The 13,807-nt window shown below is 50.0% G+C and carries 12 protein-coding genes; 4 read left to right on the forward strand and 8 right to left on the reverse strand.

Annotation, left to right across the window (positions count from 1 at the left end; genetic code table 11):
* Window positions 1-3: 3 nt before the first annotated feature.
* The 3 genes from IPG80_RS16875 to IPG80_RS16885 are packed head-to-tail and all read left to right on the forward strand — an operon-like array spanning window position 4 to window position 3,909.
* Entirely contained in the window at window positions 4-1,812 is a 1,809-nt protein-coding gene (locus tag IPG80_RS16875; protein ID WP_345109212.1) for an alkaline phosphatase family protein, read from the forward strand.
* A complete protein-coding gene (locus tag IPG80_RS16880) occupies window positions 1,799-2,374 on the forward strand; it encodes a hypothetical protein (RefSeq protein WP_345109215.1) in 576 nt (191 codons plus the stop codon). Before IPG80_RS16875 ends, IPG80_RS16880 begins: the two co-directional genes overlap by 14 nt.
* 8 nt (window positions 2,375-2,382) lie before the next feature.
* Window positions 2,383-3,909: a sulfatase-like hydrolase/transferase gene (locus tag IPG80_RS16885; protein WP_345109218.1), complete on the forward strand. Its 1,527-nt coding sequence runs from the start codon at window positions 2,383-2,385 to the stop codon at window positions 3,907-3,909.
* Window positions 3,910-3,941: 32 nt separating this feature from the next.
* Here the strand turns inward: IPG80_RS16885 and IPG80_RS16890 are convergent, their stop codons facing one another.
* Entirely contained in the window at window positions 3,942-4,523 is a 582-nt protein-coding gene (locus IPG80_RS16890) for a sulfotransferase (RefSeq protein ID WP_345109221.1), read from the reverse strand.
* A 102-nt stretch (window positions 4,524-4,625) separates the two neighbouring features.
* Between IPG80_RS16890 and IPG80_RS16895 the strand changes: the two genes are divergently transcribed.
* Window positions 4,626-6,662 carry a thioredoxin domain-containing protein gene (locus IPG80_RS16895; RefSeq protein ID WP_345109224.1) on the forward strand — a complete coding sequence of 679 codons (2,037 nt, stop codon included), beginning with the start codon at window positions 4,626-4,628 and terminating at the stop codon, window positions 6,660-6,662.
* 29 nt (window positions 6,663-6,691) lie between these two features.
* Here the strand turns inward: IPG80_RS16895 and IPG80_RS16900 are convergent, their stop codons facing one another.
* From IPG80_RS16900 to IPG80_RS16930, 7 genes are all read right to left on the reverse strand, one after another.
* A complete protein-coding gene (locus tag IPG80_RS16900; protein WP_345109227.1) occupies window positions 6,692-7,969 on the reverse strand; it encodes a DUF1501 domain-containing protein in 1,278 nt (425 codons plus the stop codon).
* Window positions 7,970-7,977: 8 nt separating this feature from the next.
* Window positions 7,978-9,456, reverse strand: a complete 1,479-nt coding sequence (locus IPG80_RS16905) for a DUF1800 family protein (protein WP_345109229.1) — start codon at window positions 9,454-9,456, stop codon at window positions 7,978-7,980.
* A gap of 94 nt (window positions 9,457-9,550) precedes the next feature.
* Window positions 9,551-9,742, reverse strand: a complete 192-nt coding sequence (gene tatA / locus IPG80_RS16910) for a twin-arginine translocase TatA/TatE family subunit (protein ID WP_345109233.1) — start codon at window positions 9,740-9,742, stop codon at window positions 9,551-9,553.
* A gap of 57 nt (window positions 9,743-9,799) precedes the next feature.
* Complete coding sequence (locus tag IPG80_RS16915) at window positions 9,800-10,903, reverse strand: beta-ketoacyl-ACP synthase III (RefSeq protein ID WP_345109236.1); 1,104 nt, start codon at window positions 10,901-10,903, stop codon at window positions 9,800-9,802.
* Window positions 10,904-10,912: 9 nt separating this feature from the next.
* Entirely contained in the window at window positions 10,913-12,151 is a 1,239-nt protein-coding gene (gene fabF, locus IPG80_RS16920; RefSeq protein ID WP_345109245.1) for a beta-ketoacyl-ACP synthase II, read from the reverse strand.
* A gap of 96 nt (window positions 12,152-12,247) precedes the next feature.
* Entirely contained in the window at window positions 12,248-13,438 is a 1,191-nt protein-coding gene (locus tag IPG80_RS16925; protein ID WP_345109248.1) for a DinB family protein, read from the reverse strand.
* 34 nt (window positions 13,439-13,472) lie between these two features.
* Window positions 13,473-13,805: a hypothetical protein gene (locus tag IPG80_RS16930; RefSeq protein WP_345109251.1), complete on the reverse strand. Its 333-nt coding sequence runs from the start codon at window positions 13,803-13,805 to the stop codon at window positions 13,473-13,475.
* Between the last annotated feature and the right edge of the window lie 2 nt (window positions 13,806-13,807).

The following is a 13,807-nucleotide window of genomic DNA, read 5'->3' on the forward strand; positions in this document are numbered from 1 at the left end:
CTCATGCGCACACTGATCATTGGTCTTGACGCCTTCGACCCCGCTTTTTTTGAAAAACTACACGCACAAGGAAAAACCCCCAACCTAAGTAAACTTGTAGAGGCTGGGGGGTATTCTCGTTTTAGCGTTTCGAATCCTCCACAAAGCGAAGTCTCGTGGACAAGTATCGCCACCGGCATGAATCCCGGCGGCCACGGCATGTTCGATTTTGTCCATCGTAACCCTGCAAATTACAGCCTGCAAGTTTCGCTGTTACCTACACAAAAGAATTTACTCGGACTGCAATTCGTTCCGCCATACACCGCACATACCATCTTTGACCAAGCTGTGGAAGACGGATATCCCGCCACATCCATGTGGTGGCCCGCCACTTTCCCGGCGAAACAAGCATCCCCTGTGCAAACCATACCTGGTCTCGGCACCCCTGATATTCTAGGGCGCCTTGGGGTGGGAACATATTTCTCAGTAGATAAATTGCAAGAAGATCCAGAAAGAAAAAGCGCAGTCCGCGGATTGACCCAAAAAGGCGCTTCGCGATTTACAGGTTCGCTTGAAGGTCCAGCCAAAAAGAACGGAACCGTCAATATTGATTTTGAGTTGGAGGTTGAGAGCGGCGCAGTGTCTCTCAAGATCGCCAAACAAAAGGTTACTTTGAAACCAGGTGAATGGGGCGATATTGTTGAGCTACCTTTCTCCGTCGGCTTTGGTATGACGGTCAAAGCCATTAGCCGCGCTATTGTTACAAATCTAAATCCCCTGTCGGTGTATTTCCTGCCGCTGCAGCTCCATCCGCTGGGCTCGCCCTGGCCTTATGCCACTCCGAAAAGTTTTATTCAAGACCAGTGGAAAAAGAACGGTCCCTTTCTCACACTTGGCTGGCCTCAAGACACAACCGCTCTCAACGAAGGTTTGATCAACGACGGGCAGTTCCTCAAACTGTGTGAAATGATCGACGACGAACGTGAGCGCGTCCTTAACCATGCATTGAGCACATTCGACGAAGGCATTCTCGCTTGTGTGTTCGACAGCCTTGACCGCGTCCAACATATGTTCTTCAAAGGACGTGAGGATGTCATTGAATCATGGTATATCCGCCTCGACCAACTGGTGGGACGAATTATCGAAAAAGCATCCCATAAAAAGAAAACCCGTGTGCTAGTCATTTCGGATCACGGATTCGGGCGCTTCGACTACAAAGTTCACTTGAATAAATGGCTGGTTGATCGTGGATACATGAAAACGACCAGCCCCGCCTCTTCCGACCTTCGAACGGCAGACTGGTCTCAGACTCAAGCCTACGCTTTAGGCTTGAACAGCCTCTATCTCAATATCGCCGGTCGCGAAGGTAGCGGTATGGTCAACGAAAATGAAGCCATGCAGATCCTTACCAAGATCAAGGAAGACCTGTTGCAATGGAAAGGTCCCGACGGCGGGCAGGTCATTCAAACTGCATTGATCCGCACAGAGGTATTCCAGGGACCTCTCGCTGCTTATGGTCCCGACCTCTTTGTCGGCTACCACCCGCCTTATCGCGGGTCTGCTGAAACAGGTCTCGGTCAGTGGCGCAGCGAAGCACTTGAAAAGAATACAGAGCACTGGGAAGCCGATCACTGTTTCGATGCGAAAGCTGTTCCGGGTGTGCTTTTCTCCACCGACGGGCTTGGCAACTTTCCTTCGCCTTCCTATCGCGATATTCCTGCCTTGACGATCGGCAAAGACCTTAAAGCACAAGCCTCTGCGCCGCCGCCCTCCTACAGCGATGAAGATCAGGACGAGATCGAAAAAAGGTTAAAAGATCTTGGCTATCTTTAAAAAATATTATTCACGGCAGGGGTTGTGGACACTCTTTCTGATCTGCGCCCTGCCGTTGCATCTTTGGGCACTCTTTCTCTCTTTGCGGGATTTCGACTGGATCACCGCTCGAACCAATTCATGGGATGCGGTTGGGGTTGTTTCTTACGGATTATTATTTGCGTTCCTGGAAAGCCTTGCGATCTTTGCTCTGGCAGCATTGCTCGGCTTTTTGATCTCCAACAAATGGATTGAAAACAAACGTGTCGCGTTGATGGGCACATTTGTGATCGTTCTTTCGTTTTGGTCTATCTTGAACCAAACTTATTTCCTGCGGGCAGTCACACCTTCCGGGCAAATTCTCAGCTTATTCGCCGGAACCGGTCGTCCCTTGATCGCGTTGTATATAACCGCGTTGTTCTTAATCGGGCTGACAGTTATCCTTCCCACATATTTCATCCTACGATCTGAAAAGGCGGAAAAAATCGTGCTGGATGGGTTTGAGCGTTTCTCGCTCCTGATGACCCTGTACCTGTTTTTTGATTTCATTGCCCTGGTCATCGTTCTTGTGCGTAATTTTTGAGGTCCATTATGAATCGCTCAATTAATCGGCGTGACTTTTTAAAACTGGCTGGGCTAGCCTCGCTTGGCATGGTTATTCCGCCCTCCATCAACCATATCGGTAACACGGCACAAGGCAACAAGAAAAATGTCCTGATCATCGTCTTCGATGCCATGAGCGCCTATAACCTTTCACTGTATGGCTATGACCGCGAGACCACACCCAACCTTGCCCGGCTTTCCAAACGCGCAACGGTCTTCCACAACCACTTTGCCGGAGGGAATTTCACCACGCCCGGCACCGCATCCATTTTGACCGGCTCACTGCCATGGACACATCGCGCCATCCGCTTTGGTGGCATGGTCAAACCTGAATATGCAGACAAAAGCATCTTCCACGCTTTCAACGATTATTACCGCATCGCCTACTCTCACAACAGCCTGGTAGACACGTTGTTCTATCAGTTCACAAAAGCCATCAACGAGCGAGTCCCGCTGGAAGAACTATTCCTATCCAACGACGGGCTGATCCGTGAAGTATTTAAGAACGATGAAGATATCGCCACTCTGGGTTGGGGTAGAGCGATCAAACGCCCGGATGGATATTCCTATTCGGTTTTCCTTTCGCAGTTGTACGAAAAATATACTACCAACCGCATGAAGGATATTGCCAAGCTCTATCCATACGGGCTTCCGCACATCAACTACGATAATTATTTTGTTCTTGACCAGGGAATTGACACACTAGGTGACCGGGTACTTGAATTGCCTAAACCCTTCCTGGGATATTTCCACTTTCTTCCGCCGCACTCGCCCTACAAACCACACAAGGACTTTGCGGGTACATTCTCGACCGATTCGTACAAGCCGCTTGCCAAACCCGAAGATCCATTCACAGAAGAAAAAGACTTTGAGTTTCTGCGAAAAGCACGAAGTCAATATGATGAATTTGTTTTAAACGTAGACCATGAGTTCGGTCGGTTGTTTGAAAAGCTCGAAGCCGCCGGGATTTTGGAAGATACCTGGCTGGTCTTCACATCAGACCACGGCGAATTCTTCGAACGCGGAATTTGGGGGCATTCCACAGGCGCCCTTTATCAACCCGTTGTGCGCGTACCGCTGATGATCTTTGAGCCCGGCGTTCAGACCGGGCGGGATGTGCATACCACCACCAGCGCCATCGACCTCATGCCAACCCTCCTGCACCTGACAGGGCATGAAATCCCCGCTTCCGTTGAAGGGACCATTCTTCCGCCCTATGCATCGACACCCACTCCTGAAGATAAAAAAGGTGCATTTACCATTCAAGCGCGTTTCAACGAAGCCACCTATCCTCTCACCCAGACGTCCATCATGCACGTACGTGACAACTATAAAATGATCTATTACCTTGGGTACGAAGAACTTGACGGAGATCAGGAACGCTTCTATTTGTATGATATCGAAGCCGACCCACAAGAATTGAACGAGTTATCACAGGTCAAACCGGAAACAGCTGCCGAGATGTTGAACATCATAAAGACCAGACTGGCAAAATCCAACGAACCCTATCTATAAAAAGAACGGCGAGAGCAACCTCGCCGTTCTTTTTATTTTCGTTGTCGGTAGAATTGCTCTTGCGGCACGTCACTCATTGCCTGAGTATTCATGGGCACGCCTAGAAATGCCGCCACTTTTTCGGCATAATCAGCAGGATGAGCGATCATCTCATTGTAGCGGATGTAAAGCACGCTTATGTTCGGTTGACCTGCGAGCCAGGCTTTCACTTTCTCCAAATGCTTTCCATATAACTCGGCAAACTTGCCATCCTCGGCAGGATTTCCCGGTTTACCACGGCGCTCCAGCATTTTTCGCTGCGAAGCAAGGATCTCCATCATCTCACGTTCCATGAAAATAACCTTATATTGATGGCTGGATGGCAAATGCTCCAACAGCGCCGAGATCACTTTCACCACCTTCCCCTGCGATTCTTCCACCCAGGCTGTATCGCCTTCTTTCATCGCTTTGACTCGCTCAAATTCATAATAACCCTGCAGGTTATCATCATCCGCTGTTCGGATATTATCAGTAAGCGGGCTTAACCCACCTGCTTCAAGCATTTTCATCATCATGGACGTCCCCGAACGGGGCAACCCAGAAACAATATAGATCGGTTTTGCTACTTCACTCATTTTTATTACACCTGTCCTTATTAGTTTGTGCCAGCATCATACCCGTAAATGAGGGATTTGAAAATGCGCCGCATCCGCTATAATCCACTCATTAGAGGTATTATGTCAAACCAACTTTCAAATTCAACCTCCCCCTATCTTCTCCAACACGCTCACAACCCTGTAAATTGGCACCCTTGGGGCAAAGAAGCATTAAAAATAGCCAAAGCTGAGAACAAGCCCATCTTTTTATCCATTGGGTATGCCGCTTGTCACTGGTGCCATGTCATGGCTCACGAATCATTCGAAGACCCTGAAACTGCGGCATTCATGAACGAGCGCTTTATCAACATCAAAGTAGACCGCGAAGAACGACCCGATCTTGATAACATCTACATGCAGGCAACCATCGCCATGACCGGCTCTGGCGGCTGGCCCATGTCCGTATTCCTTACACCCGAGCTAAAGCCATTCTACGCAGGCACCTACTTCCCGCCAGTGCGCAGGTATAACATGCCATCATTCATGGAAGTCCTCTCCGGACTTGCAAACGCATGGGCAAACGATCGCGAAGAAGTGGAAAAGACCGGCGGCAAGGTCTTTCAACATTTGAATGCCCAAACGAAGTCTGAAAACGGCGAAGTGTTAACTACTGCACATCTTGATGCGATTGCCAGATCCATGCAAGAATCGTACGACTGGGGATACGGCGGCTGGGGCGACGCGCCGAAATTCCCTCAGGCGATGGCAGCTGAGTTTCTACTGCACCATGCCAACGTCCGCAAAACAGACGAACATGCAAAGCTTATAAAACACTATCTTTACGCCATGGCGCGCGGCGGTATGTACGATGTAGTTGGTGGAGGCTTCTCACGTTACAGCACAGACAATCAATGGCGGGTGCCGCATTTTGAAAAAATGCTCTACGATAATGCCCTGCTTACCCGCACCTACCTGCACGCCTGGCAGGCCACCCGCGACCCTTTCTATAAACGCATTGTCGAAGATACGATCAAATTCATTGCGAAAGAAATGACCCATGAACAAGGCGGTTTCTATTCATCACTGGATGCTGACTCGGAAGGCGAAGAAGGAAAATTTTATATCTGGACTCTCGAAGAGGTTCGCGATGTTCTCCAGCACGATTCCGATTTTTTTGAAGCGGCGTATGGGATCACTCCCAAAGGCAATTGGGAAGGCAAGACGGTTCTACAGCGCGCCATAGATGATGCCACCCTCGCCGCCCGCTTCAAACTTGACGCTGAAACTGTCCCGGCAAAATTAGCCAGATCTCACACCAGGCTTTACACAGCACGCGCCCAACGCATCCGCCCCGGCACAGATGACAAAATTCTAACTGCCTGGAATGGTTTGATGCTCGCCGCCATCGCCGAAGCCGCGCGAGTTTTTGAAAACACAGAGCCCTATCTACACCTGGCAATACACAACGCCGAGTTCCTATTGAGCAGCCTGCGCCCGAACGGTCAACTCCGAAGAGCCTGGCGGGAGGGGAAAACCACGAACGAGGTATTTCTCGAAGATTACGCGGCGCTCATACTCGGCTTGTTGGAACTTTATCAGACTGACTTTAATGAAAAATGGTTCTCATCTGCCAGGGAGCTTGCAGACGAGATGATCGAAAAATTCACAGACCCGTCAGGTGGATTTTTCGATACCCCCCAGGATGGCGAAAACCTGCTCTTCCGCCCAAAAGATGTGCAAGACAATGCCACTCCCTCGGGGAACGCGCTGGCATGCGAAGCATTGCTCAAACTTGCCGCATACACAGATGAAGGTAAATACCGTGACCTTGCTGAAAACTCGTTGAAATTAGTAACCCAATTCACATTGCGATATCCGCTTGGGTTTGGGAGATGGCTCACAGCGGCAGAGTTAGCCGCAGGGACGTTGAAACAGGTGGCGGCGGTGGGAGAAGCGCAAGACCCAAGTTTTCAGGGTTTGCTCAAAGCCATTCGCGCAGAATATCGTCCAAGTGTGGTGGTGGCAGCTTCGCCATCTTCCTCGAAGGAAAATACCCCCGCCCTTCTACAAGAGCGCGGCATGATAAATGGCAAAGCGACTGTGTATGTATGCGAAGGGTTTGTATGCAAACAACCAACAACTGAGGTTGAAATTTTGATCGAACAGCTAAATTCATAAAAGAGAGCCGCCCCTAAGGCGGCTCTCTTTTATTCGATATCGTTGGCTATGCCCAAGGGCTGGAAGCCGGTAAAGTTCGGGAAGACCTGGTCAAGTGCGGGGTTCTTAAGGTGCTTGGAAACCAACTCGCCCAACATAGAACGAAAGTCGGTTGTGATCGCAAGGTCGCCAGGGGCGATGAGTTTGTCGGCAGCCAAGCCGGGCCACTCGCCATATACCTTGCCGCCATTGATCGACTTCCCCAAGGTCATCATCACATTGCCATGACCGTGATCTGTGCCAAAGCCGCCGTTCTCTGCTGCGCGCCGCCCAAATTCAGACATGGCTGTAACGGTCACATGCTTCATTGTATCTCCAAGATCATGATAGAAAGCCGCAAGCCCTGCGCTTAGGTCGGCAAGCAGGTCGGGCATATCCCCTTTGAGCGTTCCCTGGGTAATGTGTGTGTCCCAGCCGCCGAGATCAACAGCAGCAACCTCCACGCCGATCTCTGCTTTGATAAGCTGCGCCACCTGTTTAAGTGATTGACCAAATTCACTCTCCGGATACTTCGCTCCATTTGCAGGCTGATACTCACCAGACACCACACTTTGCAGAAGCTGAACTGCATCAAGCGTAAAATCTGCCCGTTCGCCAAGCGTAGAATCTGAGGCATACATGGAAGAAATGATGTTTTGAAATTGCTCCACCTCGCCTTTGTAACGACCGCCCAAATGAAAATCTGCAATGGACTGCAAAGCGATGGCTGGGATCGGTCCGCGCAGGGAAGAGGGCAACATTGCGCCAAACCCAACAGCCCGGAAGGGTGATCCATTTTCGGTGGCGGCGACTTGCAAATGCCGTGCAAGCCAGCCGGTGCCCATTTGTTTATCGCCAGGTGTACCGCGCTCCATGTAGTCCATGGCATCGAAGTGGGAATGGGTTGGGTCTGGTGAACCAGCCGCATGGATGAATGCCAGGGCTTTATCATCCCAAATATCTTTGAGCGGACGCAGAGAAGGGTGCATGCCAAAAAAGCCATCCAGGTCAATACCGGTTTCATCGTTGCCAGAGCTTGGTTCCGGGATGGCAAGCGTTGGGCGCAGGCGGTAATAATCAGCGTCACCATGTGGAATAACGGCATTCAGCCCGTCCATGCCGCCGCGCAAAAAGATGCACACAAGAACATTGGCTCGGGGTTCCTGCCCCTTTGGGGCAAGGAACGCAAAGCGCGGACGAAACTGCCGCGGTGTTTCAGGGGCAAACATCCAGGCGGGCAAAGCGGCGGCAGATCTTAAAAAGTCACGGCGGGATAAAGTTGAAGTCATGATTACCTCTATCGATACTGAAAATATGGAGATGCTAATAACAAAGCACAAGCTGAATATTCAGGTTCAAGATCACTGACTGACATAACCGTATCCAAAAGTTTCGAACGCGGTTCATCTGGCAGGGTGAAACCCAACAAACGTAAACTAAGCGCATCCACGATCTCAGATTCGGGCAGCCCAGACAGCCACGAAAGATCAAGCTGTGAGCCACGGACGGAATTGGATGCAATGAACAACGCAAAGTTCCAGCGAGCGAGCAGGTCGTTGGAATTCAGCCACGCGCTGCCGACATCTGGGTAGCCGTTCGGTGGGGACCAGAAAAATGGGATCTGCCCCATCAGTTGAAGCAATCGGTAGGTAGGGCGTTCATAATTTGTTTCGACACCCAGCTGACGTACAGCCGAAGTAACGAACTCAACCGGTCTCTTTAATTTTCCAGTTCCTAACGATGCTTTGAATTCTTCTGAAAAAAAGAGGGTGCGCAAAACAGCGCGAATATCCCCGCCCGAAGAACTGAATGTCTGCGCCACAATCGCCACCAAAGCTTCGGAAGGCAGGTCTGATACAAAATGTCGCACAAGTTTGTAAGCCACGAAACCAGCCGTGGAAGGATGGTCAGCAAGCAACCGGGCAAGCTGCTCGCCCTCCTCGATCCCCACACCCGCGGGGAAATCCACGCCGAGGATATGCTTGGCTCCATCATCATGAAAATTGCGTTTGAACATGAATTCACCCGCATTATCCATTTCACGCCTACCCGTTACAGACCACCCTGTTAATACACGTGCCACTTCAATAATATCCTGCTGCGAGTATCCGCCATTGACGCCCAATGTGTGCAACTCCAGCAATTCACGGGCATAGTTCTCATTCGGTCCATTCTTGGTACTGGAGGCATTATCCAGGTATACCATCATCGCCGGGCTGTGCATCGAAGCAGAAAGCAGGGTATGGAAATTCCCCAACGCATTCGGGCGGATCACATCCCGATCGTCACCAGTTTTCAAGAACCGATCCTGGCTTTTCAAAATATAAATATTAAAGTGATCTGTCCAAAAATGGACCATGCGTTCATATAACTGACGCGGCGAATAAGCGGCTCGCATCAAAGTTGCCTGAATTAGTTCAGTTACAGGCTGGGATGGTTTCGCCAATGCAGCCAATTCATTAACAGGCATGTTTAATGTCTTGTATTGACTTATGAGGCTGTTGACCGACGAATCATCGATTTGGTCATACGCAAGTTGCCTCTCAACATACGCTTCAAACCCGGACTTTTGAATTGCCTCCACATCTCCGGTTGTTGGACCAAACCCGATCCGCTTAAGTGCGTTAAAGAGAAATTGATTCCCCTCCGATGTTGGAAGTACCGTAGGCAGGGAAACAGCGGTGGAAGCTGCTCCAGGCGCGCACCCCCATAACAAGGTCAATGTTGAGGCGAAACCTGAGAGCTTGAGAAAGTCGCGGCGGGATATCTTATTCATATCCAAAAGTTTAATCCGGTTTAGTTATCCCCGCATCATTTAGTTGTAAAATAAGTGTAAAAAAACAGACCGTTCTCACGGTCTGTTTTTTTGGTTAATTCTTTTTTTCTGCATCCGAGGGTGTGCTGGCATTTTCTTCATCATCCTTGGTGCCTAACCCATCACGAAAGGATTTGATGCTTTTTCCGATCTCCCCGGCAACCTTGCCGATGCGCCCCGGACCGAATACGAGAACAACAATGAGCAGAATAACGATCCATTCTGTGCCGCGCGGTAAACCTAACATAGTACACTCCTTGATTGAATTTCACTTCAATCGTACCATAATTCGATGAAATCACGATTAAAGTTCGCGGCGGGAGAATAGACCTTCGATAAAGCGCAGGGCTCTGCGCACCAAAGAACGCAGGCGGGCAAACAAACGGTATTGCTCGGGGTGAACGTGCTTCTTGGTCGGGATCGGTCCAGACCATTCGGCAACCAGTGCGCCCCAGGTAAGCCCTGCCCCAAAACCTACGAACACCACCTTGCTTCCACTTTTTATTCTGCCTTTTTCAAAAGCCTCCACGGTTGCAATTGGAATGGATGCTGTTGAAGTATTTCCATAACGATCCACATTGATCATGAATTTATCAAGCGGTAATTTCAAGTATTTTGCAGCCGTCTCAATGATCCGGTAATTCGCTTGATGCGGGATGATCAGATCAACCTCTTCCAACTTCATACCTGCCCGCTCCAGGGCTTCCTTGGTGGCTGTGCCCATCACACGAGTGGCAAAACGGAATACCGCTTTGCCATCCATCTGAACAAAATGCTTGCCTTCATGGATGGTCAACTCCGTGGCTGGGTGCCGCGCACCACCACCCAATAGAGTTAAAGAGTCTGCTCCGGAACCATCTGAGTGCATGACGGCTGAAAGTACGCCGCCGGGTCTTTCGCTTGCCTGCAAAACGAACGCTCCCGCTCCATCGCCGAACAGAATGCAGGTGCTGCGATCTTTCCAGTTGGTAAAACGTGATAGGGTTTCAGAGCCGATCACAAGCGCATTCTTGATCGAACCACTCCGAATCGATTGTGCTGCCATATTGGTTGCATAAATAAAACCTGAGCAGGCAGCCAACAGATCGAATGCACCCGCTTTGGTGGCGCCGATCTGATCCTGCACGAGACAGGCAGTGGCAGGGAAAATATATTCCGGCGAGGAAGAAGTCACAATGATCAGGTCAAGTTCAGTTGGCGCAAGATTCGCCACCTGCAAGGCTTTAATTGCGGCTTCTACTGCCAGAGTGGAAGTAAACTGATCTTCACGCGCGATATGGCGTTCACGAATACCCGTGCGTTCACGGATCCATTCATCATTCGTATCCACCATTTTGGCGATGTCTTCATTGGTTAGAACAGGCTCCGGGATACTAACACCCCAGCCTGTAATATGCGCGTATGGCATTCCTACTCCTTATTGATAGCGACTGACGATCAAAGTCGCATTATGCCCGCCAAACCCAAATGAATTTGACATGACATTGGTAATGTTGGCTTTACGCGGCTGGTTGGGCACATAATCCAGGTCGCAAACCGGGTCTGGGGTTTCGTAATTTATGGTTGGAGGTATGATCTGGTCACAGATCGCCAGGGTCGAGATCATTGCTTCCAAAGCACCAGAAGCGCCCAGCAAATGCCCTGTCATGGATTTAGTTGAAGACACGGCAAGCTTATATGCCTGCTCACCAAAAACGGTCTTGATCGCAGCCGTCTCACTTTTATCGTTCAATTGAGTGGATGTACCGTGCGCATTGATATATTGAATATCTGCCACACCTAAACCGGCATTCTGAAGAGCCAGACTCATGGAAATGGCAGCGCCCGCACCATTTTCCGCCGGAGCGGAAATATGATGAGCATCGTCCGAAGTACCGTAACCAGAGAATTCGCATAAGATCGTTGCGCCGCGTGCCTGAGCGTGTTCCAAAGATTCGAGAATTAGGATCGCCGAACCTTCCCCCATCAAAAAGCCTTCACGGTCTTTATCGAATGGACGGGAAGCCCGTTCAGGATCATCGTTGCGGGTGGAGAGCGCCGTCATGACATTCATGCCAGCCATGGTCAACGGATGGATTGCTGCCTCAGAAGCGCCAGCGATCATCACATCTGCTGCACCGCGGCGGATCATTTCAGCGGCTTCACCAACACCATTCGTGCCGGAGGCGCAGGCTGTCGCCAGAGACATGTTAGGTCCACGAGCGCCGACACGAATGGCGAGATTCCCTGCCGCGCTATCGGAGATCATCATTGGAATGAGGAAAGGGCTGACACGTTCCGGTCCGCGTTCTTTCATCACTTCATATTGTTCAATGGTAGTGATCACACCACCGATGCCGGAGCCGATCAAAATCCCAACCCGGTCACGGATCGAATCATCAATTTTCAAGCCTGATTGTTCCAGCGCTTCCAGTGCGGCAGCAGTGGCAAATTGGGTGAAGCGGTCCATCTTGCGTGCCTCGCGTGTGCCGAACAAAGCCACAGGGTCAAAGCCTTTCACTTCCGCTGCAAACTTTGTCTTATGACCACTGGCATCAAATGCCGTAATAGGAGCCGCACCAGATTTCCCAGCTAAAAGGGCGCTCCATGTATCTTTTACATTATTCCCTACCGGGCTTACACAACCCAACCCAGTAACAACTACACGTTTTCTCATCTAACAGATACTCCTTAAGGGTTTTTTGCAACAAAAAAGGACAAGCAAACTTGTCCTAATTAACACTAAAAACAGGGTTTGGACACGCGGAAATTTTTACATTTTCTTCAAAAGCGCCCACGCCTGGTGAATATGCATTCGGTCGTGGTCTGCCATAAAACCGGCTACTTCACGAAAATCCGTGGGACCAAAGATGGCATGGCGAGCTTTGCGTCCCCATCCTTCGGCAGGGGTTGAGTATAGAATTTCAAGTGTGGCAAGTCGCGCGTCATTAAACTCCCGCAGTGCAGTTGGCCCATCCTCATGCAGATAATCTCGCTGACTTGCCCACACGCTGGTATCCGGACGGGGAATAAAAGGTTCATCTTTATCGCTGAATAACTTCAATTGCATAAGATGAACCTCACGTTCAGTATCACGTAAATGGCAAATCAACTCCGTCAGAGTCCACTCGCTGGCAGATAATTTTCGTTTCCAGTCATCAGTACTTAAATTACGCAACAACCCATCCAGAACTGCTGGTGTGGAAGAGAAAACGGTCATGATCGCATCCTTCGCCTTAAGAGACGGGGTTAGGGATGCGAGATCAGTGGTTTCAAGATATCGGCGTAGATCTGCTAATGTGCCGCGCGGACCCGCTTCAGATCCAGACGTTGAGCCGGATTCTGTTTCGATAAAAAATGTTGCCAGCCCAAGCTTTCTCGCCGACATGATATCCCGTTCCATATCATTCCCCACCATGAGGACGGGTCCATCCTGCCAGCCGATGCGACCAAGCACCTCGGCATAATAAGCGGGATAATTCTTTAGGAAATGAAAATCTTCAAAAGTGGAAATAAGTTCAAATTGCTCAGGTTCCAAACCCGCCCACTGCACGCGCTGCCGGGTGGCAGGACGGGGTAACAACGGGTCAGTGGCAACGACCAAGCGATACCCTTGAGCCACAGCCCAATCCACGAAAGGTTGAACCTCTGGAATTTGAGAGGTGATCCCGCGCAAGCTCGGGAAGACCCGGCTATAAAAATCATCGATGTGAGTATCGAGTGCTTCCCGGCTCATTCCCACCATCGGACAAAATTCATCACTGAATACATCTTTCAATGAGCGGGTTGCATCTTGATTCTGATTCATTTTTTCTATGCTGGAAAGGAGAGCACGCATAACCAGTTTTGGATCTAAAAAGGATGCAAAATTGGTGGATAATGCCTGAAGGTAGGCAGGAAAAAATATATCCTGATTTGTGTTCAGTAAGGTTTCATCTAGATCGAGCAGGAGTGTCAGCTTCATTAGGAAAAAAAGACTCCTTTTAGGAGCCTTTTGATTAATCTTCTTTTATTTCGAACTTAAATGGCAGGGCATGGCATTCACCACACCCCACCTGAGGTTCTGAAACATTTTGTTTCGACTTCTCGCAATATGCCTGCACTTGAACACGGCGTTGGAACAATGCGGTCAATGGGCGGGCAACCACTATATTCAACTTCATGAACTGGCATGAATTCGCGCGCGAAATTACAGGAACCGGGCATGTTCGGCATAGGTCTGGCGACCAAGCCTGGTTTTGCGACTTTAGCAAACGGCATTCTTCCACATTCTTGCCGCGGAAATAATCACCGTAAAAGTGCGGGCATTCATGCCCGGCAGGAGTCTTCATAG

Source organism: Candidatus Villigracilis vicinus (assembly GCF_016702885.1).
GTDB classification, from domain to species: domain Bacteria; phylum Chloroflexota; class Anaerolineae; order Anaerolineales; family Villigracilaceae; genus Villigracilis; species Villigracilis vicinus.